Consider the following 26,257-nt stretch of genomic DNA (forward strand, 5'->3'; position numbering starts at 1 on the left):
TGATTTATTCAACAAAGTCGTTATTGATAAAAAAACCAATGACCTGCTACAAGGCTCAATATTTCGCTCATTGGTGAAAATCGGTATTCCGGTTATTTTCGCCAATCTTTTACAGTCAGGATACATCATGGTGGATGCTTTCTGGGTTGGGCGTTTGGGTGATAAAGCGGTAGCGGCAATATCGGTAAGTCAGCCTATTATTTTCCTTGCCTTTGCGTTGGGTCTTGGCTTGAGTATAGCGGGCACTACGCTTGTTGCGCAGTGTATGGGTGCCCGTTTGCAGCAACAGGCAAATGATATTGCAGCTCAGGTATTTATGCTGTCGTTGCTTTTGGCAATCCCTATTTCGGTGGCCGGGTATTTTCTTTCCCCCTGGATGTTGCGTTCGCTCGGTACGCAGCCGGAGGTCTTTCCGCTCGCGCTCAGTTTTTTGCGCGTTATCATCAGCGGCATGGTATTTACCTTTGGTTTTGCCATGCTGCAGTCTTTGATGAGGGGAGCCGGTGAGGTGCGTATTCCATTACTGATAACATTGGGTACGCTGATTCTCAACGCTGTCATGGATCCGCTATTGATCTTCGGTTACGGCATTATTCCTGCCTTTGGTGTGACTGGGGCCGCGATTGCTACGCTCATTAATCAAGGGATTGCCATGGTCGCGGGGTTAGTGGTTTTACGCTTTGGTCGTGTTGGCCTTAAGATCTATTTCCGTGCGATGCCACCCAAACTGGAGATGAGTCAATCTGTTGTTCGATTGGGAATGCCTGCTGCAATTGAACTCTGTGCATACGCACTGGGCGCGAGTGGCATGATGTCTCTGGTCACCCAGTTGGGAACTGCGGTGACAGCCGCCTACGGTGTCGTGATCAATATTAATGCGCTGGTTATTGTTCCTGCCATCGGTATATCAATCGCGACCGCCACACTGGTTGGACAAAATGTGGGGGCTGAGCAATTTACGCGTGCACATGCTATCGGTCGCTTAAGCGCAACGATCGCATTTCTCACCCTGACTATTATTGGTCTGAGCGGGTTTATTTTTGCACCTGATATTATTGGGCTATTCGCACCCGACCAGCCCGAGGTGATATATCACGGGACGAATTTCTTTCATATCATCGCACCAACGTATGGCTTAATTGGATTACAGATGGCGTTAAATGGCGCGTTTCGTGCCACAGGGCGCACCATGACTACCATGATACTGGCGTTGGTTTCTCAATGGCTGATTCAGATCCCACTGGCATGGGGATTATCCCATTATACCTCGTTAGGTATTGTCGGCTTATGGTGGGCGTTTCCGATCACTAACCTATTGATAGCAGCGATAACGATTATTTTGTTTGAACGAATCGATTGGGAACGCTCAAGGCTGAGTATTCAATGACGTCATCTGCTCTGTCGCAATCTGAAATCGAATTCACCTGCATTCAGGATGGACTGAAACCTGTATTTAACGTCACTGGATGTGGGGATTCTGATTAGTATGGCTGAAACGGTGTGGAGATAAAGACGTTATTCTTCGAGGTAGGTTCTTCTCGTGCATTGTAGATATCGACATGCAGATGTCTAAATACAGCGATAGGGAGAACATAATATGGTGCGACCGAGTGGACTCGAACCACCGACCCCCACCATGTCAAGGTGGTGCTCTAACCAACTGAGCTACGGTCGCAAATTGAAGCGTTCAACGGTTGATATTAGCGGTAAGTGCATGATAAATCGTGCTCTTTCCATCTCGTTTTGAACGGGCGCTATTATGGCCTTGCACTGATGCAATGACAAGTATTTTGTTGCCATATCCGTATCGAGTGCTGAATGTTTGGCCTGATGTGAAGCAGATAAACAACAGAGCGAGGGGAGGCTGCTGAGGGCGCTCTATTGCATCGCACCGTTATTGTCACGCCCACAGTGGAACACGGGCGTGAATCCGTTATGACGGCGTACTCAGTGCAAACTGTCTGCGCCCATAGCACCTGGCGGGATTGGCTCTCATAAATGCGCTTGCAGGTCGTCCGGCAAGGCGGAAAAGCCGAATGGCTTTTCTGACAGGATTTAACGCAGATGGTCTATTAACACAGATAGACTATGTGATGCGGTATGTCATTGCTCCGAAGCGGCTTCCTGACCGTCAGCGCTGACGAGGGCCATTTCAATGTTAGCACCCGGCATCATGCGTTGCAGGCCGTCGCTCAATTGCTCACCCGCGTCATATAATGCTTGCAACGGCATCACGGGTAAACTTTCCAGGATAAACCACATTTGACGGGTTTCGGCATTCAGCCGAGTTCTGATCCCTTGACGCCAGTTCCAGCGACGACAGGTTACCCCTTCATTATCCCGCCAGATCACTTCGCCCGGCTCGGGATGCTCCAGAGCTAGCTGGCCGTCCTTCATGGTGTCGAAGCGCTCGGTTCCGTCCGCTATCGTCAGTCTGGGTGAGCCAATATAAGCGGCGAGGTTTTCGCCACCCACGGGAATCGCATATTGAAGACTAATGGCGTTGTAAAGATCCACGAGGGGATCAAGACCTGACATGCCGCCATCGCGCAAAACGCGTTTACGCAGTGCCTCGGCTGAGCACGGGGTGCGTTGCGGTTTAGCGCCGAACTGCCTGAACACGTCGGCCCAGGCGGCTAGGTGCGCATCGGCCCAGCGTGCCTCTCCCGCCATAACCGACTGGCAGGCGGCAGCCAGCGCGTCATCAGCGATGTTGGGATGAATAATGGGGGCGGCTTCAGCGGTGATGCTCAGTGCCCTGAAACCGGGTGCCAGCCGGGCAACGCGGGCGTCGATTGACGGTAAAACGTAAAGCATTGGATAATCCTGAAATGACCAATTTATTTCACATTATCGACCTATGACCAAAAAAGTCAATATATCGACCGACTCAGGGGCGGATATCCAGATGGTGAGCGAAGCGGTTTCCCGCAGGATAAAAGCACACCGGAAAAAGCAGAAGCTTTCATTGGATGAGCTTTCACGACGAGCAGGCGTCAGTAAAGGGATGCTGGTGGAAGTTGAGAAATGTGCGGCCAATCCCAGCATTGCCATCTTGTGCAAGATTGCGGCCGCGCTTGGGTTGTCTGTAGCTGATATCGTCAACGTGACGGATGCACCAGCGGCATACCTTATCGAACAGGAAAATATTCCAACGTTATGGAATGGCCCTCGCGGCGGTACGGCGCGTCTGCTGGCAGGAACCAGTGGCCCCAACATGATAGAACTGTGGCGCTGGGATATGTTTCCTGGCGAGGTTTTCGAGTCTTCCGGCCATCCGCAGGGGACACTTGAGCTGTTCCATGTTGAGGCCGGGGTATTGAGCATGAAGGTGGACAACGCCGAGCTCATTATTCCTGCTGGTTGCTCCGCCGTGGCGAGAACGGATGTCCCGCATCGCTACGCAAACGCAAACGATGAAAAACTGATTTTTACGATGACCGTGGCTGAACTGCACTCGTAGCCGGTATGTAGCATCCGTAATCCACAGAGATAGCCGTGCATTGAGACAACTGGCGTCATCGGGCTGCTCGCTGGCGCTGGTTTGATGATCGTCAGAAAGAAAACAAATCAGAAAGCGATAACGCCACATGGATGATAGGAAAGTATATTGGTATACAAGGAAAAGTAGGGAGTTTACGCCACGACAAGTGCTGGCAGAAGGTTTCTATTTAAAGGAATGGTGCGTTCAATTGGACTCGAACCAACGACCCCCACCATGTCAAGGTGGTGCTCTAACCAACTGAGCTATGAACGCATCGTATTACTGAAGCTGTCAGGGCGACAGCGGAGACGAATATTAACGGGCTATAAGGATGCTGGCAAGGGAAAAAACGCAAAATTCCTGTCAGATCACACTGAGTGACGAGCTTGTAAGCAGAGCGCCGAAAAAAACGGCGCTCTGCCTATCATCCTCACATCAGCGTGCCGCTCGTGCCAGAATGTGAGCGGGTGATTGACGTTGCACCCAACGAATCCGCAGCACCATCATGGTAGCGGAGGAGGTCAGGCCGATAATGAACCCCCACCAGAACCCGGCCGGGCCCATACGCGGCACCAGCATGTCGGTCAGCGCCAGCGTATAGCCGCTGGGCAGCCCCAGTATCCAGTAGGCGATAAAGGTGATGAAGAAAATGGCGCGGGTATCCTTGTAACCACGCAGTACACCGCTGCCAATGGTCTGTACCGCATCGGAAATCTGATAGACCGCCGCCAACAGCATCAGGTGTGAAGCCATCGCCACCACGTCCGGGTTTTTGTTGTACAGCATAGCAATGGGTTCACGCAGCGTGATGGTAAAGATAGCCGTGCACATCGCCAGCAACACCCCGGTCGCGATGCCGGTCCGCGCCGCCACCCGTGCAGCCTCCGCCGAACCTTCCCCCAGCCGGTGGCCGACACGAATGGTCGTCGCGACGCCGACAGACAACGGCAGTACGAACATCAGCGAGCTGAAATTGAGCGCGATCTGATGGCCCGCTACATCCACCACCCCGAGCGGTAATACCAACAGCGCGACAATCGCAAACAGCGTCACTTCGAACAGCAACGCCAGCGCGATGGGCAACCCCATACCGGACAAACGCTTGAGCACGGCCCAATCCGGCTTCAGCTGGGTTTTGAACTGGTGAATGTCTTTCAACCAATAAGCGTGGCGGGAATAAGCCGCCATCATCAACATCATTATCCAGTATACCGAGGCCGTTGCCACCCCGCAGCCGACACCGCCCAACTCCGGCATACCCAACTTACCGTGGATAAAAATGTAATTGATGGGAATGTTAATCAACAGGCCGATAAACCCGATCACCATCCCCGGCTGGGTTTTGGATAATCCCTCGCACTGGCTGCGAAACACCTGATAGAACAGGTAACCGGGCGCACCCCATAATAATGCGTGCAGGTATTTCACCGCTTTGTCGGCCAGTTCCGGCGCACCGTCATGCATCAGATTAATGGCGTATTTGCCCTGATAGAGCACGAACATTGTCAGAATAGAGATAGTCGCCGCCAGCAAAAACGCCTGCTGAGTCTGATGAGCGATACGATCCCGGCGTCCTGAGCCGTTGAGGTTGGCCACGACTGGCGTCAGCGCCATCAGCAAACCGTGGCCGAACAGGATAACCGGCAGCCAGATCGAGGTGCCCACCGCGACTGCCGCCATATCGGTGGCGCTATAGGAGCCTGCCATGATGGTATCCACCACACCCATCGAGGTTTGCGATACTTGTGCGATGATGACTGGAATAGCCAACGCCAGTAAGTGGCGGGCTTCTGATAAGTACTTCTGCACGAAAACACCTTCCTAAAGCAGGATGGAGAGAGATCTCTAAATGGGGGAGAGAAAGACAATCATCCTTTATTTATAAAAAAAGATGAAGCATTGTAACGATTTGCCAACAGTAAACCAATGGCTGGTTGAGCAGGCGCGATCCTGTTTGGTTTTCCTGGGGATATGGTGCACACTGCCAAGCATTAGTGAGCGTTGTCTCTCCCTTGAGCGTAAGCTCGCCGCGTCATAGCACTGTCGCATCACGTTCACGATTTTTACTGACCTGGAGGCAAAATCAGCATCATGTTTACCGGCATTGTTCAGGGCACGGCGACCGTCGTGTCGATTGATGAAAAACCCAATTTTCGCACTCATGTCGTTCAACTGCCCCCCGAATTGCTGTCGGGGCTGGAAACCGGGGCTTCCGTCGCGCACAACGGCTGCTGCCTGACTGTCACCCACATCGATGGTGATCGTATCAGCTTTGACCTGATCAAGGAGACTCTGCGGCTGACCAACCTGGGCGAGGTTAATGTTGGCGATCAGGTTAATGTGGAACGCGCCGCTAAATACGGTGACGAAATCGGCGGGCATGTCATGTCCGGCCATATCATGTGTACGGCGGAGATCGTAAAAATTCTGACGTCGGAAAATAATCACCAGATCTGGTTCCGGCTGTCCGACGAATCGCAGATGAAATATGTACTGCATAAAGGGTTTATCGGTATTGATGGTATCAGCCTGACGGTGGGAGAAGTGACCCGCAGCCGTTTCTGCGTGCATCTGATTCCGGAAACGCTCCAGCGCACGACGTTGGGCCAGAAGCGACTGGGCGACCGCATCAATATCGAAATCGACCCGCAGACCCAGGCCATTATCGACACGGTAGAGCGCGTCCTGGCCCGTCAGGCGCAGCAGCAACAGGAGCTGGCCGCCGCATCGGCGGAGCAGGGCGAATAACCCATTCCGTCCCTGAGACTAGATTCTTCCCTATGAAAACCGGCAGCCAGGCTGCCGGTTTTTTGCTATTTAAAGGGCGATTCGGCGGATGGCGATAACTATCTGGGAACGCGTAAACCGCCTTCCACACCGTCCACACTGAACAACACTTGCCAAAGCTGAATGTTGCGGGCGCGAAATGCACCGGCACAGGCGTTGAGGTAGTAGCTGAACATGCGCTGAAAACGGTCTGAGTAACGAGCCGACAACGTTGACCATTGCTGCTGGAAACGGTCATGCCAGGCCATCAGCGTGCGGTCATAGTCGGTGCCAAAATTATGCCAGTCTTCCATCACCAGATAGGGCTCGCTGGCCTGGGCGACATGCTGCACTGAAGGTAGGCAGCCGTTGGGGAAAATGTACTTGTCGATCCAGGCATCTACCTTGAGGTTGGTTTCATTCGCCCCGATGGTATGCAACAGGAACAGACCGGTAGGTTTGAGGTTTCTTCTCACCACCCTGAAATAATCATCGTAGTTTTTCGGGCCAACATGCTCGAACATGCCGACAGACACGATGCGGTCAAACTGCCGGTTCAGGTCGCGGTAGTCCTGTAGCAGGATGTTCACGTCCAGATCATGGCAGCGCTGCTGCGCCAGCTTTTGTTGCTCGCGGGAGATGGTCACGCCCGTGACGGAAACGCCGTAGTGGCGTGCGGCGAATTCTGCCAGCCCGCCCCAGCCGCAGCCGATATCCAGCAGCGTCATACCGCGGCGTAATTGCAGCTTTTCGCAGATCAAGCGCAGCTTATCCTGCTGCGCCTGCTCCAGGGTTTCAGCCTGTTTCCAGTAACCGCAGGAGTACTGCATATAAGGGTCGAGCATCAGGGTGAAAAGATCATTACCGAGGTCGTAATGCTCCTTGCCCACGATCCAGGCCCGACGACGGGACTGTCGGTTAGTCAGCCGCGCCATCAGGATCCGTAGCGTATCGCGCCAGCGGTGGGGCAGCTGGTTTTCCAACCCGGCGCGCAGCACGCGGTGGAAAAACATGTCCAGCCGCTCACATTCCCACCAGCCATCCATATAACTTTCGCCCAATCCCAACGAGCCATCGCGCAGCACGCGCTTGTACATATCGGGATTTTTTACCTGAATATCAAACGGGCGCGAACCGTTAATGACGATGTCGGCGGCCGACAGCATTTCATTAACAATCTGGAACCAGGATAGGTTAGGTGTACCCAGTTCCTCCACATAAGATGAACTCATAACTTCTCCCTACCTTGCCGGAAAAATGCCGTTGCAAGGAACAACAGTAGACAAATGTACCCCTGGAGGGCATTCGGTGGACCCAATCCATCGTCTATCTCTGAACATCTCAGAGGAAAATAAGAGAAAAGCCGGTATGAAAGGCGTCTATCCCTGGCCGTAACAAAAGGTGCAGCGGTCAACAGGCAGGATAGAAAAAGTAAGGTGATGCGTGAGGCTAAAAGCATCGCCTGATGATGATTATTGTCGTTAAAGACAGTGACAAGTGTATGACTGCTTTAACCCGACGACAAGACGCCTTGGGCTAAAGCAGCACATTAGGTTGTAGGCCCGCGGTAAGTGGATCGCCCCATTACCACAGATGGGGCGGGGTGCAGCCTGATTGAACAGCTAGCAGAGATAAAAAAATCCTCTGATTAACGGCGGTAATCGAGGAACGGGCCGTCAGCGACGGAGCGGCGTTCGATCAGCGTCGGATGCACCTCAATGGTCTGGGCTTCCTCGCGTTTGCTGGTAATACGGTCGAGCAACATTGAGAATGCCGCCTGCCCCAGTCGCTCCTTGGGTTGATGGATGGTGGTCAGCGCCGGGGTAAAGTATCGGGAGTGGCGAACATTGTCATAGCCGATCACCGAAATATCTTGCGGTACGCGCAGCCCCAGTTCGTCGGCGGCGCAAATGGCACCCATCGCCATGATATCACCACCGCAGAACACCGCGGTCGGGCGTTGTTTCTGGGCCAGAATCTGGTGCATCGCTTTATAGCCGGATTCCGGCTCGAAGTCGCCCTGAACCACCCATTCTTCCCGCAGCGGAATGTCGGCTTCTTTCAGCGCTTTCAGAAAACCCAGATAACGCCCGCTACCGGTGTTGCGCCCTTGAGAACCGGGAATGGCACCGATGTCACGGTGGCCGCGTTCAATCAGGTAACGCCCGGCCATGTAGCCACCGGCAAAGGCATTATCGATAATGGTGTCGGTAAAATCGCTGTGGGCTTCACCCCAATCCATCACCACCATCGGGATATGGCGGTAATCCGCCAACATGGACAGCAGTTCTGGTGGGTACTCGGCACACATCACCAACAGACCATCGACCCGTTTTTGCGCCAGCATGGACAGGTAAGCGCGCTGTTTGTCCTGATTATTATGAGAGTTGCACAGGATCAGCGTGTAGCCTCTGGCGTAGCAGCTGTTTTCCACCGCTTCGATGATTTCGGCGAAATAGGGCGCTTCACTGGATGTTGCCAGTAAACCGATGGATTTGGTGTGGTTGACTTTCAGGCTGCGGGCCACCGCACTTGGTGAATAATGCAACTCATCGATGGCCGCACGCACCGCAGCCTTAGTCTCTTCGGCGACGAAACGTGTTTTATTGATCACGTGTGATACGGTTGTGGTAGAAACGCCTGCGCGTTTTGCCACATCTTTGATCGTTGCCATCTAAAGTGACTCCTGAACTCATCTGTTACAGTAGCTTGTCTGTTACAGCAGTAAATATGTTGTTAATCGTTTGCCTGCGTGAATTCTTCTTCTGCCAGACAACAAGGCAACATTTCAGGGGGAGACATGCCGAGGTGTGTAGCTTAAAGGGAGGGCGGACGCTTCGACCAACGCAGTGTATACAGTAAACAGCGAATTCTGGCCGATTTAGAGCAAAAGTGGAAGAGGCAATTCGTTTTATCTCTGTGACGCAGAAACCGGTTTTTTGACGTCTGCCGGGTGATAATCAGCCAATGCGTTATAATGTTCCTGACCTGCCGGGACAGCGGCTTGATTCAGACATGACAGGATGACGTCGATCATCAGTCACATACAGGAGAATACTATGGATACTAATTTGAAAATGTCGTTATTCGCTACTGTGGCTTCATTGGCGATGATCATCATCTTTAGTCTGAGTGCGATACTGAACTGACAGCGAATTGCTGTCTGTGCCTGAGGCGTTAGCGGTGCATCGTTGCCGTCAACGAAAAAGGAATACCAAAAAACAGCAAAAAACAGAAAGGGGCGTAATGCCCCTTTTGTCATATTGAGAATTGTTATTGCAACTGAGGCGGCTTAACGAATGGTTTTCGGCGTGACCACGCGGCGGGCACCGACATAATGATCCTGCCAGTAGTCTTCACTGAGTTTGCTGATTTTGATGTCAGAACCGGAACGTGGTGACTGGATGAAACGACCATTGCCGAGATAGACGCCCACATGATCAGCAGCACCGCGGTTGGTTATCCGAAAGAACACCAGGTCGCCACTTTCCAGCTCGCTCTTTTTGATGGGCGCTGCGTCACGCAGGTGGAACATCTCATTAGCGGTTCGCGGAATCGGGATTTTCACCACGTCTTTATACGCGTAATACACCAGTCCACTGCAGTCAAAACCGGAATAGGGGGTCGCGCCGCCCCAGTGATAAGGCTTGCCGATTTGGCTCATCAGCTTATTCATCGCAGTCAGTTTTGCGTGCTGATAACGCTTTTGGTGAGCGGCACTGATGGTGAGCACCGCTTTATCCTGTTTGCCTTTTTTATTCTTGCTGTGTGGCGATGTGTTAACGCTTTCTTCGTCGATAACGGCAGACTTGCCTTTTTTACTTGCCGTTTTGGCAATCGCGGTTTCGTGTGCCTTATGACCACTTTTAGTGGGGGGCAGGGGGGCTTTTTTCGCGATTTTGGCAGATGACGTTTTAGCCGGGAGGTTTTTTTCCTGCTTTTGTTGCTTGTGGGCTGTGGCCGCCGCTGTCACCACCGGTTTTTTATCATTGTGCGGTTTGACGTTTTTATCGTGAGCGGAAGTCGTTTTGGCAGGTGCAGCTTTGGTGGTTTTTTCTGGTTTTTTGTCATGCGTGGGCACCGCACCTTTTTTGGTACTTTTGGCAACCTTGCTTTTCTTGGATTCCTCAATGGCTTTATTCGCTGTTGCCACGCCATTTTTGCGTGGTAATACCGCAGCACTCTGCGGACTAGCCTGTGCCAGATTAAAGAAAAGATTACTGAAAAATAATACAAAGAGCGTGATAAATAACCGCATGATAATTCTGACCGAATGTTGTCCTCAATCGTTCAATCTTTACAGTATTCCCGAAAATGACCCGATAAAAAAGTGGGGAATAAGGCATTGTTACTACAAAATAGTGAGAAAACGTTAACAACAGAGCTTGCTGCTTAATTATCAGCCAATTTCGGCGTTGCTGGGTGCCGACTCACGACCTGTCAGACAAAACCCTACAAAAGATAGCGTTTTTTTGTGGCCGTCGCTATCGTTAGAATACAAAACAACAGAAGCGGCACGGCACGGTATGCCGCGAGTCACATGAACAGCCGTTGATAGGCTGGTCATTATGCCCTTGAGGAAGCAAGAGAATGACGACAACAACACTTGAAAAGATTCAGCGTCAGATCGCTGAAAACCCCATTCTGCTGTATATGAAAGGTTCTCCCAAATTGCCGAGCTGCGGCTTTTCTGCCCAGGCGGTACAGGCGTTGTCGGCATGTGGCGAGCGTTTTGCCTATGTGGATATTCTGCAGAACCCGGACATCCGCGCTGAATTACCTAAATATGCTAACTGGCCGACGTTCCCGCAATTGTGGGTGGATGGTGAGTTGGTTGGCGGTTGTGACATCGTGATTGAGATGTACCAGCGTGGCGAGTTGCAGCAACTGATTAAAGAAACCGCTGACAAGTACCGTTCCCAGCAGGCGGAGCAGCAGTAATTCCCCCTTCTGAATCAGGCAGCCCGGTGCTGCCTGATATCATTTTAATCGTCACAACTGTTTAATCATCACAGCTATTTAATTGTCACAGCTATCGCGTTTAGATACTGCAAGATATCTGCACGGACACATGCGTTCGTGCCGTTTTACTCTTCACCGTCGGTAACCAGCGGTGCTTCGGTATCGGTTCCTGATGCCAGCGGCCAGCCGCCCATACGCTTCCAGCGATTGACCAGTTCACAAAACAGCTGCGCTGTCCGTTCGGTGTCGTAGAGCGCCGAGTGCGCCTGGCTGGCGTCGAATGGGATCTCCGCGGCGATACAGGCCTTAGCCAGCACCGTCTGCCCCAGTACCAGCCCGCTGAGCGCGGCGGTATCGAAAGTGGCGAAAGGGTGGAATGGATTGCGCTTCAAGCCGCAGCGTTCTGCTGCTGCCATCAGAAAGCTATGATCGAAGGTGGCGTTGTGAGCCACGATAATACCGCGGTTGCAGTTCTGATCTTTGATGCCCTTACGCACGGCTTTGAAGATTTCATGCAGTGCTTCATATTCGCTCACTGCGCCACGCAAGGGGTTGGTTGGGTCGATGCCGTTGAAAGCCAGCGCTTCGGGCCGCAGGATGGCACCTTCAAACGGTTCGATGTGAAAATGCAAGGTTTCGTCCGGCTGTAACCAACCGCTTTCATCCATTTTCAGCGTTACCGCTGCAATTTCCAGCAGCGCATCGGTTTTCGCGTTGAACCCGGCGGTTTCCACATCAATCACCACAGGGTAAAAGCCACGAAAACGCGCGTTTAGGGCGTTCAGGTTATTTTTCTCAGCCATTCGTTTCTTATTTCTTCAGTAACATGAAGTGCGCATTATGGCAAATTCCGGCGGGGGATGCAGCCGCCGTCCATGACGGTGTATAACCGCTCCCCCGAAAGGCAGGCACTCGTCGGCACCTAAACAGCAACGGCGGGATAATCAGTTACCCAGTCCCTGACCGGCCTGTGAATGTTCGATCAGCTCTATTTTGTAACCGTCGGGGTCTTCAACGAAGGCGATGACAGTGGTGCCACCTTTGACTGGGCCTGCTTCGCGGGTAACCTTGCCACCGGCCTGACGGATACGCTCGCAAGCGCCTGCTACATCATCCACGCCCAGGGCGATATGACCAAAAGCGGTGCCCAATTCATAGCTTTCCACACCCCAGTTGTAGGTCAGTTCAATCACTGCGCCTTCGCTTTCCTCGGTATAGCCGACAAATGCCAGAGAATATTTGTATTCCGGATTATCGCTGGTACGCAGCAGGCGCATACCCAGTACCTTGGTGTAGAAATCGATGGCGCGTTGCAGGTCGCCAACGCGTAGCATGGTATGAAGTAAACGCATAATGACCCCTATTTTGATCCGTGGGTTAACCGTCGGACGATATCGGTTATGTTCCGTTACCGCCTGAAACAATAGGGCCTGAGTATAACGTCCTTGCTGGGGGGAGTCCAAACCTGTGGTCGGGCGCGGCGTTTCAGGTGCGTTTGCTGAAGAAAAGACGTGATAAGTAGCAAAGTGGCAGTTAATTGCGTGCTAACGTTACGGAAAGCTTGCCAGTGACGGCAATCAAGGTTTCAATAAAGACCTCAGATGAGGAGGTCCTGTGGCTGAGCAGCTCGAACTTTTTCCTGTTCCCAACCCTTGCCGGGGTATCTGCCAGGCAGATGACCGGGGCTTTTGTCGCGGTTGTTTTCGAAGCCGCAATGAACGTTTTAATTGGGGAACGATGAGTGATGCGCAAAAACAGGATGTGCTGCGTTTGTGCCGACAAAGGATGAAACGTTCGCAGCGAAGCGAAAAGAATTCAGCGCCCTCGGAACCGGAACAACCCGCCTTGTTTTAACCGGTATGGTGATATTTAATGATATAAATTAAGTTCAAGATCATTTTTAATTAATTATTATTTGCTAGAATAGATTGATAACAATAAGACATTTTTTATTTACCCTAAATAATTCGAGTTGCAGGACGGCTCGTTCACGTGTTGAACAACGCAATGCGTTAGCCCTTTAGGGCGAGCCCCATAAAGTGGGCCGAGTAGCGCAGCCAACACTTCTGCAACTTGAAGTATGACGGGTATAGACTTTCGTTTTAAATCAGAGTTGATTGCAATCCAGGGAAGTTGCTTAGTATGCTAACTATAAGGAGAAGTGATGGAATTGCCGTTAGGTTCTGATTTAGCCCGGTTGGTTCGTGTATGGCGCGCTTTAATTGATCACCGGTTAAAGCCCCTGGAGCTCACGCAGACGCACTGGGTCACGCTGCATAATATTCACCAACTGCCTCCAGGGCAGTCCCAAATTCAGCTAGCCAAAGCGATAGGAATAGAACAGCCTTCGCTGGTGCGTACGTTAGATCAGCTTGAAGACAAGGGGTTAATTACCCGGCACATTTGTGCTCACGACCGACGCGCTAAGCGCATTCTGCTAACCGATATGGCGGATCCTATCATTCAGGCCGTTAATGACGTTATTGATCAGACACGCAGCGAAATATTAGACGGTATTACTCCGGCGGAAGTGGATGAGTTGGCCACTATTATCTCCCGGTTGGAAAAAAACATTTTGGCATTACATGAGAGTCAGTCTTAATTAATATATACCCGTCATACGTCAAGTTGCAGGTGCGTTGGCTGCCCTTACTCACCCTAGTCACTTACTTATGTAAGCGCCTGGGGATTCACTCGGTTGCCGCCTTCCTGCAACTCGAATTATTTAGGGTATAAAAAGTAAATGTGTTGGCGGGCGAATTCGAATTCCAGGCAACATCTACTTTAAATAATTCGCATTGCAGAATAAAACGCTTGTGTTTTGCACAACGCAAAGCGTTGGCCCTTCAGGGTAAGGTGTAATATCAGCCTTCAAACGTGGTTTGTCGCGGCTCTAAAGGGGAATCCCAGGGATGGGGTAAGTAATAAACCGTCGCACCTGCAATTCGACGTATGACGAGTATGTGGCGTGAATAGTGCGTACCTGGATACATCGAGCCGAATTGATGACATTAGACAATCACCACCCGGTGGGTGGTGATTGATGATTGAATCTTAACGCGGAGAGACGGTGATGGCGCGGCCGTTGCTGGCCATTGCCACACGTTGTCCCGCGTGGAATTTGGTATCGCCCTGTTTCTGAATCACCATGATAGTGCTGCCGTCGTCTTTACGGATCTCCAGTTCTACACCCTGAACGCGGTTAACCGCACCTTCAATGCTATTACCCGCAACACCACCTGCAACCGCGCCTGCCGCTGTCGCCAGGTTTCGGCCAGTACCTCGACCGACGGTATTACCGACCAGCCCGCCCAGCACTGCACCGCCGAGGGTGCCAATGATGTTACTGTCTTCACCGGCCTGAATCTGTACCGGACGGGTGGAGACAACGGTGCCGTAGGTTACGGTCTGAACCTGCTTGGCTTCGGATGCGCTGTAAACGTCTCCTGACAAGGTGCTGGTATTGGCACAACCAGCCAGAGTGATACCGGCTAAAGTGATCACGAGAAAACGTTTCATCATAGAAAGACTCCTGTTATAGCTGTGTCTGTGTCGGGGGCGCAGCCTAAGCCGACGAATTGTCTATTGTCACATCATGGTGTGGCCGAGCACACCATTCTACTGTTTCAATTGATGTTAATCATAGAATAGCGCGCTTAAATTGATAATAAACGCGTAATAAAGTTCCCTGTGAATCACGCTTTTTCTTAAAAGCTGTGTCAGATGGCAATTTTTTTACCTACGCTGGCATCAGGCTGACAAAAAAGACAAAATCTAAAGCCAATATCGCGATAACGCGCCTGCATCGTCTGGTCATGTGAGGCCATTTCGTGACAGACGGTCACTTTACAAAACAAAGGTAATCCGATGAGGTCTGGAAGATATATTGGTGTGATGTCCGGCACCAGTCTGGATGGTGTCGATGTGGTGCTGGCCGCCATTGATGAGCACACCGTTGCACAGCAAGCCAGTTATTGCCACCCGATTCCGCCGACGATTCGCCAGACGATATTGAGCATGAACCAGGGCCAGGCCGTGACACTCTCCGAATTAGGGCGACTGGATACCCGGCTCGGCGCGCTGTTTGCCGATGCGGTACAGGCGCTATTGCGCCAGACTGGGTTGAGTGCAAGTGAGATTACCGCGATTGGTTGTCATGGGCAGACGGTCTGGCATGAGCCGGACGGCGAGGCACCCTGCACCCTGCAAATTGGCGATTGCAACCGTATCGCTGCGGTGACGGGGATCACCACGGTCGGCGACTTCCGCCGCCGCGACATGGCATTGGGCGGGCAGGGGGCACCGTTGGTGCCTGTGTTCCATCACGCCCTGTTGCAACATCCGGTAGAGCGACGAATTGTGCTGAATATTGGTGGAATCGCTAACATTTCGGTACTGGTGCCGGGGCGTCCGGTCAAGGGTTATGACACCGGGCCGGGCAATATGCTGCTGGATGCCTGGGTGTGGCGCAACCGGGCGCAGCCGTACGATAAAGACGCCGCCTGGGCGTTAACCGGTCAGGTGGACAACGCGTTGCTGAGTCACATGCTGTCCGACCCCTATTTCGGGCTACCTGCACCCAAGAGCACCGGGCGCGAGTATTTCAATCTGGCGTGGCTGGAAAGACAACTGGCGGCTTTTCCTCGTCTGCGGCCGGAAGATGTGCAGGCTACGCTGGTGGCGTTGAGTGCGGAATCCATCGCTGGGCAAGTGTTGCTGACCGGCGGTTGTGAGCGTGTGCTGGTCTGTGGTGGTGGGGCGCGCAACCCGCTACTGATGAGCCAACTGTCAGCACGTTTGCCGGGTATTGAGGTCAGTACCACCGACAACTTCGGCATTCGTGGTGATGATATGGAAGCCTTGGCATTCGCCTGGCTAGCATTCCGCACCTTGTCGGGGTTGCCAGGCAATTTGCCGTCCGTTACCGGTGCCAGTCGCGAAACCGTATTGGGTGCCATTTATCCGGTGATGAGCGTGTAATCAGATTTTGCCGAGAGGTCCGTCAGCGGTCTGTTGATAGACTGCTCCGTTATTGGATTTATCGGGATGGGATGCCGAAATCCGCTAATAACAGGAGAAAAATAGAATGAAACCACTGCTGATTGCGGGTGTTGTGCTGTTAAGCGGCTGTGCTCAACTGATGCCGACCGCAAAGCCACAGACCTTGCACTACCAGTGCGGCACTATGCCACTTACGGTTACCCTGACCCCCGCTTCGCAGGGTGACAGCGTGACCTTCCTGCTGGATGGTGTATCTCACACGCTTCCCCAGGTGCCCACTGCATCTGGTACGCGTTATAGCGATGACCGATATGCCTTCTGGAGTAAAGGGAATCAGGCGTTTATCGTGCGGGGCGACAGAATCATCGTCAATGACTGTGTGTTGAAGTAATCCGTATCCATGCCGTTGCGGGCGTTGAGATTTTGGTGAGGCGAGCGCAGAATGAGTCCTCTCTATTTCTCGCCCGGTTAGGCAACGGCAGGACCTCATGACCACAGAACACGATGACGCGCACAACCCTGACACCCGAAACCGCGTTGCGATCGCGCCCGGTGAAAACGTTATTTCTGGTGAAAAAATTACTTCCGGTGAAAACACTGCCGCTATCGATATCGCCGATTTACGGCGCGAGTACACCCGTGGCGGGCTACGTCGCCACGATCTGACCGACAACCCGCTCGACCTGTTCGAACGCTGGTTAAAGCAGGCCTGCGAAGCGCAACTGGCGGATCCTACCGCGATGTGTGTGGCGACAGTCGACGAGCAGGGTCAGCCTTATCAACGCATTGTGCTGCTGAAACACTATGATGAAAAAGGCATGGTGTTCTATACCAATATGGGTAGCCGCAAGGCACAGCAGCTGGCGGTGAACTCCCGCATCAGCCTGCTGTTTCCCTGGCATATGCTGGAGCGTCAGGTCATCGTGCTGGGCAAGGCGGAAAAATTGCCGATGCTGGACGTGATGAAGTATTTCCACAGCCGTCCGCGTGACAGCCAGATCGGTGCCTGGGTTTCCAAACAGTCCAGCCGCATTTCCGCCCGCAGTATGTTGGAAAGCAAATTCTTCGAGATGAAGCAAAAGTTCCAGCAGGGTGAAATTCCGCTGCCGAGTTTCTGGGGCGGATTCCGCGTTACTATCGAGTCGATGGAATTCTGGCAAGGCGGTGAACACCGTCTGCACGATCGTTTTCTGTACCAGCGCGAGGGTAATGGCTGGGTAATTGACCGGTTGGCCCCCTAAATCACCGTAATTTGTTGCGCTAAGCGCTGGCACTCCCGGTGTTGGCGCTTTATTCTATGTCACCCGGAATTTTCTTTCGCTAAAGAGGCGAAAAGTCGTGTACCGGCAAAGGTGCAGTCGTTTATACATGGAGACTTTGATGGCAAGCAATCTGATTCAACAATTGCAAGAGCGGGGCCTGGTGGCCCAGGTAACGGACGAGGGCGCGTTAGCAGAGCGACTGGCGCAGGGGCCAATTGCACTGTATTGCGGCTTTGATCCGACTGCCGACAGCTTGCATTTGGGACATCTGGTGCCGCTGCTGTGCCTGAAACGCTTTCAGATGGCCGGTCATAAACCAGTGGCGCTGGTGGGCGGCGCAACGGGGCTTATCGGCGATCCGAGTTTCAAAGCCGCCGAGCGTAAGCTGAATACCGAAGATACGGTACAGGAGTGGGTGGAAAAAATCCGCCGCCAGGTCGCGCCGTTCCTGGATTTCGACTGCGGTGACAACAGCGCCGTGGCAGCTAACAACTATGACTGGTTCGGTTCCATGAACGTGCTGACGTTTCTGCGCGATATCGGCAAGCACTTCTCCGTTAACCAGATGATCAACAAAGAAGCAGTCAAACAGCGTCTGAACCGGGACGACGTAGGTATTTCGTTCACCGAATTCTCCTACAACCTGCTGCAGGGTTATGACTTCGCCTCGCTGAACGCGCTGCACGGCGTGGAGTTGCAGATTGGCGGCTCCGACCAGTGGGGCAACATCACGTCTGGGATCGACCTGACCCGCCGTCTGCATCAGAAACAAGTATTCGGCCTGACCGTTCCGTTGATCACCAAGTCTGACGGCACCAAGTTCGGCAAAACTGAAAGTGGCGCGGTGTGGCTGGATCCGAAGAAAACCAGTCCGTACAAGTTCTACCAGTTCTGGATCAACACCGCTGACGCTGACGTATACCGGTTCCTGAAATTCTTCACCTTCCTTGACCTTGAAGCAATTAATGCGTTGGAAGAGGAAGACAAGAACAGCGGTGTAGCGCCGCGTGCTCAGTATGTGCTGGCGGAAGAAGTGACCCGTCTGGTGCACGGTGAAGAGGGATTGATCGCGGCTAAACGCATCACCCAGAGCTTGTTCAATGGCAACCTGAGCGACCTGACCGAAGCGGATTTCGCGCAGCTGGCACAGGACGGCGTGCCAATGGTTGAGCTGGCGACAGGCGCTGATTTGCAACAGGCGCTGGTGGATTCCGAATTGCAGCCTTCTCGTGGACAGGCGCGCAAGACCATCGCTTCCAATGCCATCACTATCAACGGCGAGAAGCAGTCAGATCCGGAATACGCCTTCACGAGTGCTGACCGTCTGTTCGGCTGTTACACTCTGCTGCGTCGGGGCAAGAAGAACTATTGCCTGGTCTGCTGGAAAGACTGATTGATCAACCAAAGGGAGCGAAAGGCTCCCTTTGTTTTTAGGTACGTTCCCCACCATGCCGGGAAACGGGCTGACAACACCGGATAGTGCCGTATCGGTTACGCGCCGAACAGCGGAGTAAAAGCAATACGCGGGTTTATAGCAAGCGGCTTTATAACAATCTGTTTTATAAAACCTGTTTTATAACAATCTGTTTTATAACAACAAGCACATCGCATTTGAGCAGGCAAGGGTAGTCACTTTCATGAAAAATATACTGTCGATTCAGTCTCACGTGGTTTTCGGTCATGCCGGTAACAGCGCGGCGGAGTTTCCCATGCGCCGGATGGGCGTGAATGTCTGGCCGTTGAATACCGTGCAATTTTCCAACCATACCCAGTATGGTCAGTGGACCGGTTGTGTGATGCCAGCTGAGCATCTGACCGAGATTGCTCAAGGCATCAGTAATATCGATCACCTGAAAGACTGCGATGCGGTATTGAGTGGGTATATCGGCTCGCCGGAGCAGGGTGGGCACATCCTGGAAGTGGTTCGCCGGGTAAAAGCCGCCAATCCGCGCGCCATCTACTTCTGCGACCCGGTTATGGGGACACCAGAGAAAGGTTGCATCGTACCGGCGGGCGTGACCGATTTTCACTGTAATCAATCACTGCTGGCGAGCGACATGATAGCCCCCAATCTGCCTGAGCTGGAACTGCTGAGCGGTCGCAGCGTGCATACGGTGGATGAGGCGGTGCAGGCCAGTCGAGAACTTTGCCAGCGTGGGCCGAAACTGGTGCTGGTCAAACATTTGAGCCGTGCTGCTGCCAGTAAGGACAGCTTTGAGATGCTGCTGGTGACACCGGACGATGCCTGGCATATCCAGCGCCCGCTGGTGGATTTCGGGCCGCGCCAGCCGGTTGGTGTGGGTGATTTGACCAGCGGTTTGCTGCTGGTGAATTTGCTGAAAGGTGTTGCGCCGGAAAAAGCGCTGGAACATACCACCGCAGCGGTCTATGAAGTGATGCTGGTGACGAAAGAAATGGAACAGTACGAACTGCAACTGGTGGCGGCACAGGATGGCATTGTGCAGCCACGACATCACTTCCAGGCCGTTCGTCTCTAATCTAAACGGCCATTAGCTCAACAACGGGGCATAACGTCCCGTTGTATTCATCGATTTGGTATCCTGCTATCAAGGCGTCAGTATTTGACCTCAAGCCCTTCCGCCGTCAGCGCTTTTTCCACCGCAGGCCGCCCGGAGACACGATCCAGATAAGCTGTCAGCGCCGGGAACTGAATCAGGTCGAACTTCAGATCGTGCGCCCAGCGACAGATCGTGAACAGGTAAGCGTCGGCGACGCCAAAGCGGTTGCCCACCAGATAATCGTGTTCGCTCAACACCTGGTTCAGATAGCGGAAGCGTTGCTCCAGATAGCTTTTCAGCAAATCTTTGTACAGCTCCGGTGTACCGGGGCGGAACAGAGGCGTAAAGGACTTGTGCAGCTCAGTAGAGATGTAGGCCAGCCACTCGATAGCGCGATAATGATGAATCGTGCTGGACGGTGCGATCAAATTGTATTGCGGTGCTTTGTCCGCCAGATACAGGGCGATGGCAATGGTTTCCGTCAGAATGGTGCCGTCATCCAACGCCAGTGCTGGAACCATGCCTTTCGGGTTGATCTGTAGGTAATCATCTCCCTGTTCGGTTTTTTTGGTGCGCAGGTCGACGTTCACCAGCGTGAACTTGGTCCGGGTCTCGTGCAGAATAATGTGAGAAAACAGTGAGCAACTTCCCGGTTTGTAATAGAGTTTCATTCGCCATTCCTTCAGTAAACGTCTTTGCGGTGAGTCGCAGTGTTAGGTAAAGGTGTTAACAACGGTAAACGTTTTCACATGATCGTGTAAATCATATTGCTATAAATCAGTGAGGCTAGATGTGCGCGGCATCGCAAGATAAGAGTGCTGTGAAATCAACGCACTGCCGGGCCATCGCTTTCTCCTTACATCCTTGCCCAAGACTGAACAGTCTCCTTCCTATTGTTATCGGTTGCATCACGGGAATATTCACTTTCGCACAGAGTTTATCGTGCTATTAACAATGTCTTGCCATTTAGTGTGTTGCAAATGTTTAAGTAACCGCTTTTGTTATTTACAAATAAGCGATGCCCGCTGTCGTAACACGATGTCATTACGATGTTTTTTGCATGGTGGCAAGAGTCATAGGAATTGTATCTTGTCCCTTGTGCTAAACCTATGGATGCAGTATTAGTGAATAATGGCCTAATGCCATGATCCATAAAATAAAATTATAGAGGAGCAAGGAATGACGATAGACAAGGGTTGGCTGGCATCAATACTCGGTGTATTGAGCCTTACTGCGGTTTCGGTGCAGGCGGCGGTGGTGCCTGCCGGTGTGCAACTGGCGGATAAACAGGAACTGGTACGTGCCAACGGTTCCGAACCAGCATCGCTGGACCCGCATAAAGTAGAAAGCGATGTGGAAGGCAACCTTATCCATGATTTTTTCGAAAAACTGGTATCGGTGCGTGATGATGGCACCGTAGTGCCGGGGCTGGCGGATCGCTGGGAAAACAAAGATAACCAGGTCTGGACCTTCCATCTGCGTCCGGGGCTGAAATGGTCTGACGGTAGCCCAATCACCGCCGATGACGTGGTGTTCAGCTGGCAGCGTCTGATAGACCCCAAAACGTTGTCACCGTACCAGAGCTACGTTGGCAGTATGCATGTGGTGAACGCCGCCGACATCATCGCTGGCAAGAAAAGCCCGCAGGAGTTGGGCATCAAGGCGCTGGACACACAGACCGTACAGGTCACGCTGGATCAGCCGTTGTCCTATTTCCTGCCGATGGTAGACCATTATGTGATGGTCACTGTTCCTAAAGCGGCGATTGAGAAATTCGGCGACAAATGGACCCAAACCGCCAATTTTGTCGGCAGCGGTCCGTTTATTCCCAGCGAATGGGTGGTCAACGAGCGTATCACCGCTAAGCGTAACCCCAACTACTGGGATAATGCCCACACCGTGCTGAACAAGGTGACCTATCTGGTGATTGTCTCCAACACCGCTGAAGTAAACCGCTATAAAGCCGGTGAAGTGGATGCGACTTACACCATGCCCAGTCAGTTGTTCAAATCGCTGAAAGAAGAACTGCCGAACGAAGTCAAAGTCACGCCGTTTCTCTCCACCTATATTTATCGCTTCAATACCCAGAAACCGCCGTTCAATGACCCACGCGTCCGACGTGCGCTGGATCTGGCGCTGGACAAAAGCGTGATTGCCGACAAGGTGTTGGGGCAAGGCCAGGTGCCGGCGTATAACTATGTGCCGCGCGGCATGGCTGGTTATACCAGCAACCAGCCGGAATGGGCCGGCTGGACGCAGCAGCAGCGCAACGCCGAAGCGAAAAAACTGCTGAAGGAAGCGGGCTACGACCAAAGCCATCCGCTGAAATTCCAGTTGCTGTACAACACCTCCGAATCACACCAGAAAATCGCCATCGCCGCCGCGTCAATGTGGAAGCAGAATCTCGGCGCGCAAGCCACGTTGATGAATCAGGAGTGGAAAACGCTGCTGGATACCTCGCGTATCGGTAACTTTGAGGTGGTGAGAGGCTCCTGGGGGGCCGACTATAACGAACCGTCGACCTATTTTGATACCCTGCGCGCCAACGACAGCAACAACACCGGCAAATTCAATGATAAAGCCTATGACGAGGTGCTGGATAAGGCGGTGAAGGCGTCGTCACTGGACGAACGTAATACGCTCTATCATCAGGCGGAGACTATCCTGCAACAGCAAATGCCGTTGATCCCGATTTACTACTACGTGCGCAGCCAGATGGTGAAGCCGTATGTCGGTGGGTTTAAGCCCGACTTGAAAGGGGATTACTACAGTAAGGATATTTACATTATCAAGCATTGATGATGACACGCCAGGCGGTTGACCGCCTGGCGTGATGAACGTATTGGATGATAATACTTATTTGATGATGAGGGCTATTTGGTGTCCAGCAGGTGACCCATTTTGGCTGCTTTGGTCGCCAGATAGTGTTCGTTTTTCGGGTTACGGCCGACAATCAGCGGCACACGTTCTACGATGTTGATGCCCGCTTCGCTCAGAATCGTCACCTTTTTCGGGTTGTTGGTGAGCAGGCGTACAGCTTCCACATTCAACAGCTTGAACATGTCGGCGCACAGCGTGAAGTCACGCTCATCCGCGGCAAAACCCAGTTGGTGGTTGGCTTCCACCGTGTCGGCACCCTGATCCTGTAAGGCATAAGCCCGGATCTTATTCAACAGCCCGATGTTGCGCCCTTCCTGACGGTGATACAGCAGTACACCGCGCCCTTCTTCGGCAATGTGATTCAGCGCGGCTTCTAACTGAAAACCGCAATCACAACGCAGGCTAAACAGTGCATCACCGGTCAAACATTCAGAGTGTACTCTGGCCAGTACTGGTTCAGGGTTGGAAATATCGCCATAAACCAACGCCAGGTGATCACGCCCGGTCGCTGTTTCCTCGAATCCAACCATCAGGAAATCGCCCCACGGGGTGGGTAGTTTGGCTTCCGCCACCCGTTTTAGCTGCATGTTAATCTCCAACGCATAAATGATGAATTCCCACTCCTCACCGGAAGAGAATTACGTATCGACGTCACCGGGCTATACCCCCAGAAAGGGGAGTCAGTTGTTCGCTAACCGGTAGCTGAATGACTCGGGATAATCGTGGTGTCGTTGACATAACTGACAAGTATTTTACGCCATACTGACAACGGCTGTCCCCTTTTTTGATAAAATTGTGAAAATTTTGTTCTAATATCCTGCTGAATTATAGGGAGAAATAATGCACGACCTGGTCAGACGCATTCTGATTGGCACAATATCATTGATGATGTTGCCCGTGTTGGTCTGGACGACGGGATGGCAGTGGCAGCCTACCGTGTCGGGGTGGTGGCTTAAGCCCTTGTTCTGGATGACGGAAACGGTATCGGCCCCTTGGGGCATTCTGACCAGTGTCGTGCTGTCGGCCTGGTTTGTCTGGTTGTTACGTATGCGAATTCGCCCGGCGTTGGTGCTGGTAACGATACTGCTCGCCAGCGTCGTACTGGGGCAGGGCGTTAAATCGGTCATGAAAAACTGGACGCAGGAAGCCCGGCCGTTCGTGGTCTGGCTGGAGCAAGCACATCAGGTGGATGACCGCTATTTTTACTCACTGCCGCCCAGCGCGCGCGCCAGCCTGTTGGAACAGCAATTGCAGCAGGAGTCACAATTACCGTCGTGGCAGCGCCAGCACTGGCAGGAGCAGGCTGACTATTCTTTCCCGTCCGGCCATGCCATGTTTGCCGCCATCTGGGCGTTGCTGGCGGTAGGATTGCTATGGCCACGACGCCATTATGTTACGGTCTTGTTAACCCTTTTGTGGGCGAACAGTGTTATCGGCAGTCGTCTGGTGTTGGGGATGCACTGGCCGCAGGATGTAGCGACCGCGACCCTGATTAGCGCCGCGCTGGCGGTGGTGGCGGTGTGGCTGGCGCAGCACTGGTGCGGCCCATTACTTACCACCGCGGTGGCGAAGCGCGCAACCTATCATCGGCCAGCACACCCAGACGCCTGACCGTTCATGTTCGTCGAGCAGCAGGATGCCGACCTTTGTCTGGCATCCTGCTGTACCTTGTTGACTACACGTCGCCGTCAGTTTTTCCCTCTGCTATTCCCGTTAGCGTTTCCCACCCGATGAGGAAATGTTAAGTTAATAGGGTTCACTGCCGAAATTTGGCATAATTCATCCGTTTAAGGCGATATCACAGGAAGCGAACGTGAAATATATGCTGATTTTTTTTCTGGTGCTGGCGGTATTCATCGTATCGATCACGCTGGGAGCGCATAACGATCAGGTTATTACCTTCAACTATCTGCTGGCGCAGGGGGAATACCGGTTGTCGACGTTGCTGGCAACACTGTTTGCCGCCGGTTTTGCACTCGGTTGGGTGATCTGCGGCCTGTTTTATCTGCGCCTGCGCATTGCGCTGGGACGCGAACAACGTAAAATCAAACGTCTTGAGCAGCAACTGTCTGCCCCGGAGAGTGCTGGTAGCGCCCCCTCCGCTGAGTCAGCTACCCACTAAGGATCGCGTCCATGCTAGAACTGCTGTTTCTGTTGCTGCCGGTTGCCGCCGCCTATGGCTGGTATATGGGGCGCAGGAGTGCACAGCAGGACAGACAGGACGAAACCAACCGCCTGTCACGTGAATACGTCACTGGGGTGAACTTTCTGCTGTCTAACCAGCAGGATAAGGCCGTTGAGCTGTTTCTCGACATGCTCAAAGATGACAGCAATACCTTCGAAGCTCACCTGACCCTCGGCAACCTGTTTCGCTCGCGCGGCGAGGTGGATCGCGCCATCCGCATCCATCAGGCGCAGACCGAAAGCGCTTCCCTCAGTTTTGAACAGCGGCTGCTGGCGGTACAGCAACTGGGCCGTGATTACATGGTGGCAGGGTTGTACGACCGCGCCGAAGAAATCTTCAAGCAACTGGTGGATGAAGAAGACTTTCGCGTTGGTGCGTTGCAGCAGCTACTGCAGATTTATCAGTTCACCAGCGACTGGCCGAATGCCATCGACACCGCCGAAAAACTGGTCAAACTGGGCAAAACGCAGTTGCGCAGCGAAATCGCCCATTTCTATTGCGAGCAATCGCTACAGGCGATGGGCAGTGATGATCTCGACAAGGCGATGGCGATGCTGAAAAAGGCCTCCGCCGCAGATAACCAATGCGCCCGCGTGTCTATCATGCTGGGGCGCATCTATATGGCGCAGCAAAATTATGCCCAGGCTGTAGCCGTGTTGCAGCAAGTGTTGGAGCAGGATATGGAGCTGGTCAGTGAAACGCTGCCCATGCTGCAGGAGTGCTATCGTCATCTGCAACAGCCGGAAAACTGGGCCGCGTTTCTGCGCCGCTGTGTTGAAGAGAAAAGCGGTTCCACCGCGGACCTGATGATGGCTGATGTGCTGGAACAGTATGAAAGTACCGAATCGGCTCAGACTTACGTCACCCGCCAGTTGCAGCGTCATCCCACCATGCGGGTGTTCCATCGTTTGATCGATTACCACCAGCGTGAAGCGGAAGATGGTCGTGCCAAGGAAAGCTTGCTGGTGCTGCGCAACATGGTTGGCGAACAGATTCAGGCCAAGCCGCGCTATCGCTGTCACAAATGCGGCTTCACTTCGCAGTCGCTCTATTGGCATTGTCCTTCCTGTCGGACCTGGGCCAGCGTGAAACCTATCCGTGGGTTAGATGGGGAATAACTTCCCCGTTGTGCGTTGTGGTTTGCTATTTGGCTTATTAGTTACAACATACTAATCGAGCCTGCTATCTGGCGCAGCGG

At 52.8% G+C, this 26,257-nt stretch carries 26 protein-coding genes and 2 tRNA genes; 16 read left to right on the forward strand and 12 right to left on the reverse strand.

Annotation, left to right across the window (positions count from 1 at the left end):
* Positions 1–58: 58 nt before the first annotated feature.
* Entirely contained in the window at positions 59–1,387 is a 1,329-nt protein-coding gene (gene solL / locus OB87_RS12915; RefSeq protein WP_235425278.1) for a solanimycin export family MATE transporter SolL, read from the forward strand.
* A 211-nt stretch (positions 1,388–1,598) separates the two neighbouring features.
* Here solL and OB87_RS12920 read toward each other — a convergent pair.
* Positions 1,599–1,675: transfer RNA gene (locus OB87_RS12920), tRNA-Val, on the reverse strand.
* 428 nt (positions 1,676–2,103) lie between these two features.
* Positions 2,104–2,817 carry a B3/B4 domain-containing protein gene (locus OB87_RS12925; protein ID WP_033569838.1) on the reverse strand — a complete coding sequence of 238 codons (714 nt, stop codon included), beginning with the start codon at positions 2,815–2,817 and terminating at the stop codon, positions 2,104–2,106.
* Positions 2,818–2,860: 43 nt separating this feature from the next.
* On the opposite strand from OB87_RS12925, the gene OB87_RS12930 reads away from it, so the two are divergent.
* On the forward strand, positions 2,861–3,463 hold the full coding sequence (locus OB87_RS12930) for a helix-turn-helix domain-containing protein (RefSeq protein WP_033569839.1): 603 nt from the start codon (positions 2,861–2,863) through the stop codon (positions 3,461–3,463).
* Between the two features lie 217 nt (positions 3,464–3,680).
* Here the strand turns inward: OB87_RS12930 and OB87_RS12935 are convergent.
* Positions 3,681–3,757: transfer RNA gene (locus OB87_RS12935), tRNA-Val, on the reverse strand.
* A 162-nt stretch (positions 3,758–3,919) separates the two neighbouring features.
* Complete coding sequence (locus OB87_RS12940) at positions 3,920–5,293, reverse strand: MATE family efflux transporter (protein WP_033569840.1); 1,374 nt, start codon at positions 5,291–5,293, stop codon at positions 3,920–3,922.
* 282 nt (positions 5,294–5,575) lie between these two features.
* Between OB87_RS12940 and OB87_RS12945 the strand changes: the two genes are divergently transcribed.
* The gene (locus OB87_RS12945) at positions 5,576–6,232 is read left to right on the forward strand and encodes a riboflavin synthase (protein ID WP_033569841.1); all 657 of its coding nucleotides are present in this window, start codon (positions 5,576–5,578) and stop codon (positions 6,230–6,232) included.
* A gap of 98 nt (positions 6,233–6,330) precedes the next feature.
* On the opposite strand, the gene cfa is transcribed toward OB87_RS12945, so the two are convergent.
* Both cfa and purR read right to left on the reverse strand, forming a co-directional pair.
* Entirely contained in the window at positions 6,331–7,482 is a 1,152-nt protein-coding gene (gene cfa, locus OB87_RS12950) for a cyclopropane fatty acyl phospholipid synthase (protein ID WP_033569842.1), read from the reverse strand.
* Positions 7,483–7,898: 416 nt separating this feature from the next.
* Positions 7,899–8,924, reverse strand: a complete 1,026-nt coding sequence (gene purR / locus OB87_RS12955; protein ID WP_013318332.1) for an HTH-type transcriptional repressor PurR — start codon at positions 8,922–8,924, stop codon at positions 7,899–7,901.
* Positions 8,925–9,309: 385 nt separating this feature from the next.
* On the opposite strand from purR, the gene cydH reads away from it, so the two are divergent.
* The gene (cydH, locus tag OB87_RS20675; RefSeq protein ID WP_161556296.1) at positions 9,310–9,399 is read left to right on the forward strand and encodes a cytochrome bd-I oxidase subunit CydH; all 90 of its coding nucleotides are present in this window, start codon (positions 9,310–9,312) and stop codon (positions 9,397–9,399) included.
* 143 nt (positions 9,400–9,542) lie between these two features.
* Here the strand turns inward: cydH and OB87_RS12960 are convergent, their stop codons facing one another.
* Positions 9,543–10,508 (reverse strand): C40 family peptidase, encoded by a 966-nt coding sequence (locus OB87_RS12960; protein WP_033569843.1) that lies wholly within the window; start codon positions 10,506–10,508, stop codon positions 9,543–9,545.
* Positions 10,509–10,840: 332 nt separating this feature from the next.
* On the opposite strand from OB87_RS12960, the gene OB87_RS12965 reads away from it, so the two are divergent.
* Entirely contained in the window at positions 10,841–11,191 is a 351-nt protein-coding gene (locus OB87_RS12965) for a Grx4 family monothiol glutaredoxin (protein WP_033569844.1), read from the forward strand.
* Positions 11,192–11,337: 146 nt separating this feature from the next.
* Here OB87_RS12965 and rnt read toward each other — a convergent pair whose 3' ends face one another.
* Positions 11,338–12,015: a ribonuclease T gene (gene rnt / locus OB87_RS12970; protein ID WP_033569845.1), complete on the reverse strand. Its 678-nt coding sequence runs from the start codon at positions 12,013–12,015 to the stop codon at positions 11,338–11,340.
* A gap of 141 nt (positions 12,016–12,156) precedes the next feature.
* Positions 12,157–12,564: a lactoylglutathione lyase gene (gene gloA, locus OB87_RS12975; RefSeq protein ID WP_033569846.1), complete on the reverse strand. Its 408-nt coding sequence runs from the start codon at positions 12,562–12,564 to the stop codon at positions 12,157–12,159.
* A 262-nt stretch (positions 12,565–12,826) separates the two neighbouring features.
* On the opposite strand from gloA, the gene OB87_RS19920 reads away from it, so the two are divergent.
* Both OB87_RS19920 and slyA read left to right on the forward strand, forming a co-directional pair.
* Positions 12,827–13,066, forward strand: a complete 240-nt coding sequence (locus OB87_RS19920; RefSeq protein ID WP_072025474.1) for a DUF1289 domain-containing protein — start codon at positions 12,827–12,829, stop codon at positions 13,064–13,066.
* 310 nt (positions 13,067–13,376) lie between these two features.
* Positions 13,377–13,814 carry a transcriptional regulator SlyA gene (gene slyA, locus OB87_RS12980; protein WP_033569847.1) on the forward strand — a complete coding sequence of 146 codons (438 nt, stop codon included), beginning with the start codon at positions 13,377–13,379 and terminating at the stop codon, positions 13,812–13,814.
* A 452-nt stretch (positions 13,815–14,266) separates the two neighbouring features.
* Here slyA and OB87_RS12985 read toward each other — a convergent pair whose 3' ends face one another.
* The gene (locus tag OB87_RS12985; protein ID WP_033569848.1) at positions 14,267–14,734 is read right to left on the reverse strand and encodes an outer membrane lipoprotein; all 468 of its coding nucleotides are present in this window, start codon (positions 14,732–14,734) and stop codon (positions 14,267–14,269) included.
* Positions 14,735–15,079: 345 nt separating this feature from the next.
* Here OB87_RS12985 and anmK point away from each other — a divergent pair, with 345 nt between their 5' ends.
* The 5 genes from anmK (at position 15,080) to pdxY (ending at position 19,973) form a co-directional block, all read left to right on the forward strand.
* Positions 15,080–16,192 (forward strand): anhydro-N-acetylmuramic acid kinase, encoded by a 1,113-nt coding sequence (anmK, locus tag OB87_RS12990; protein WP_033569849.1) that lies wholly within the window; start codon positions 15,080–15,082, stop codon positions 16,190–16,192.
* Between the two features lie 106 nt (positions 16,193–16,298).
* Positions 16,299–16,604, forward strand: coding sequence for an MliC family protein (locus OB87_RS12995; protein WP_033569850.1), 306 nt, complete (start codon positions 16,299–16,301; stop codon positions 16,602–16,604).
* A gap of 97 nt (positions 16,605–16,701) precedes the next feature.
* Positions 16,702–17,454 (forward strand): pyridoxamine 5'-phosphate oxidase, encoded by a 753-nt coding sequence (pdxH, locus tag OB87_RS13000; protein WP_235425276.1) that lies wholly within the window; start codon positions 16,702–16,704, stop codon positions 17,452–17,454.
* 136 nt (positions 17,455–17,590) lie between these two features.
* Complete coding sequence (gene tyrS, locus OB87_RS13005) at positions 17,591–18,868, forward strand: tyrosine--tRNA ligase (RefSeq protein ID WP_033569899.1); 1,278 nt, start codon at positions 17,591–17,593, stop codon at positions 18,866–18,868.
* 244 nt (positions 18,869–19,112) lie between these two features.
* Entirely contained in the window at positions 19,113–19,973 is an 861-nt protein-coding gene (gene pdxY / locus OB87_RS13010) for a pyridoxal kinase PdxY (RefSeq protein WP_033569851.1), read from the forward strand.
* Between the two features lie 77 nt (positions 19,974–20,050).
* On the opposite strand, the gene gstA is transcribed toward pdxY, so the two are convergent.
* On the reverse strand, positions 20,051–20,665 hold the full coding sequence (gene gstA / locus OB87_RS13015; protein WP_033569852.1) for a glutathione transferase GstA: 615 nt from the start codon (positions 20,663–20,665) through the stop codon (positions 20,051–20,053).
* A 508-nt stretch (positions 20,666–21,173) separates the two neighbouring features.
* Here gstA and OB87_RS13020 point away from each other — a divergent pair.
* Entirely contained in the window at positions 21,174–22,793 is a 1,620-nt protein-coding gene (locus tag OB87_RS13020) for an ABC transporter substrate-binding protein (RefSeq protein ID WP_033569853.1), read from the forward strand.
* Positions 22,794–22,867: 74 nt separating this feature from the next.
* On the opposite strand, the gene ribA is transcribed toward OB87_RS13020, so the two are convergent.
* A complete protein-coding gene (gene ribA, locus OB87_RS13025) occupies positions 22,868–23,461 on the reverse strand; it encodes a GTP cyclohydrolase II (RefSeq protein WP_033569854.1) in 594 nt (197 codons plus the stop codon).
* Positions 23,462–23,714: 253 nt separating this feature from the next.
* Between ribA and pgpB the strand changes: the two genes are divergently transcribed.
* The 3 genes from pgpB (at position 23,715) to lapB (ending at position 26,177) form a co-directional block, all read left to right on the forward strand.
* Complete coding sequence (pgpB, locus tag OB87_RS13030) at positions 23,715–24,485, forward strand: phosphatidylglycerophosphatase B (protein WP_033569855.1); 771 nt, start codon at positions 23,715–23,717, stop codon at positions 24,483–24,485.
* Between the two features lie 202 nt (positions 24,486–24,687).
* On the forward strand, positions 24,688–24,996 hold the full coding sequence (locus OB87_RS13035; protein WP_033569856.1) for a LapA family protein: 309 nt from the start codon (positions 24,688–24,690) through the stop codon (positions 24,994–24,996).
* A gap of 11 nt (positions 24,997–25,007) precedes the next feature.
* The gene (lapB, locus tag OB87_RS13040) at positions 25,008–26,177 is read left to right on the forward strand and encodes a lipopolysaccharide assembly protein LapB (RefSeq protein WP_033569857.1); all 1,170 of its coding nucleotides are present in this window, start codon (positions 25,008–25,010) and stop codon (positions 26,175–26,177) included.
* Positions 26,178–26,257: the final 80 nt, after the last annotated feature.

It is taken from the genome of Dickeya undicola (assembly GCF_000784735.1).
Taxonomy (GTDB): Bacteria; Pseudomonadota; Gammaproteobacteria; order Enterobacterales; family Enterobacteriaceae; genus Dickeya; species Dickeya undicola.

Bases quoted from the DNA above. Each gene is read 5' to 3' on its own strand.
- purR (WP_013318332.1), bottom strand. From the start codon at position 8,924: ATGGCAACGATCAAAGATGTGGCAAAACGCGCAGGCGTTTCTACCACA.
- OB87_RS12930 (WP_033569839.1), top strand. From the start codon at position 2,861: ATGACCAAAAAAGTCAATATATCGACCGACTCAGGGGCGGATATCCAG.
- slyA (WP_033569847.1), top strand. From the start codon at position 13,377: ATGGAATTGCCGTTAGGTTCTGATTTAGCCCGGTTGGTTCGTGTATGG.
- OB87_RS12985 (WP_033569848.1), bottom strand. From the start codon at position 14,734: ATGATGAAACGTTTTCTCGTGATCACTTTAGCCGGTATCACTCTGGCT.
- cydH (WP_161556296.1), top strand. From the start codon at position 9,310: ATGGATACTAATTTGAAAATGTCGTTATTCGCTACTGTGGCTTCATTG.
- pdxY (WP_033569851.1), top strand. From the start codon at position 19,113: ATGAAAAATATACTGTCGATTCAGTCTCACGTGGTTTTCGGTCATGCC.
- cfa (WP_033569842.1), bottom strand. From the start codon at position 7,482: ATGAGTTCATCTTATGTGGAGGAACTGGGTACACCTAACCTATCCTGG.
- pgpB (WP_033569855.1), top strand. From the start codon at position 23,715: ATGCACGACCTGGTCAGACGCATTCTGATTGGCACAATATCATTGATG.
- anmK (WP_033569849.1), top strand. From the start codon at position 15,080: ATGAGGTCTGGAAGATATATTGGTGTGATGTCCGGCACCAGTCTGGAT.
- ribA (WP_033569854.1), bottom strand. From the start codon at position 23,461: ATGCAGCTAAAACGGGTGGCGGAAGCCAAACTACCCACCCCGTGGGGC.
- lapB (WP_033569857.1), top strand. From the start codon at position 25,008: ATGCTAGAACTGCTGTTTCTGTTGCTGCCGGTTGCCGCCGCCTATGGC.
- OB87_RS13020 (WP_033569853.1), top strand. From the start codon at position 21,174: ATGACGATAGACAAGGGTTGGCTGGCATCAATACTCGGTGTATTGAGC.
- OB87_RS12960 (WP_033569843.1), bottom strand. From the start codon at position 10,508: ATGCGGTTATTTATCACGCTCTTTGTATTATTTTTCAGTAATCTTTTC.
- gloA (WP_033569846.1), bottom strand. From the start codon at position 12,564: ATGCGTTTACTTCATACCATGCTACGCGTTGGCGACCTGCAACGCGCC.
- gstA (WP_033569852.1), bottom strand. From the start codon at position 20,665: ATGAAACTCTATTACAAACCGGGAAGTTGCTCACTGTTTTCTCACATT.
- OB87_RS12965 (WP_033569844.1), top strand. From the start codon at position 10,841: ATGACGACAACAACACTTGAAAAGATTCAGCGTCAGATCGCTGAAAAC.
- OB87_RS12945 (WP_033569841.1), top strand. From the start codon at position 5,576: ATGTTTACCGGCATTGTTCAGGGCACGGCGACCGTCGTGTCGATTGAT.
- OB87_RS12995 (WP_033569850.1), top strand. From the start codon at position 16,299: ATGAAACCACTGCTGATTGCGGGTGTTGTGCTGTTAAGCGGCTGTGCT.
- pdxH (WP_235425276.1), top strand. From the start codon at position 16,702: ATGACCACAGAACACGATGACGCGCACAACCCTGACACCCGAAACCGC.
- OB87_RS12925 (WP_033569838.1), bottom strand. From the start codon at position 2,817: ATGCTTTACGTTTTACCGTCAATCGACGCCCGCGTTGCCCGGCTGGCA.
- rnt (WP_033569845.1), bottom strand. From the start codon at position 12,015: ATGGCTGAGAAAAATAACCTGAACGCCCTAAACGCGCGTTTTCGTGGC.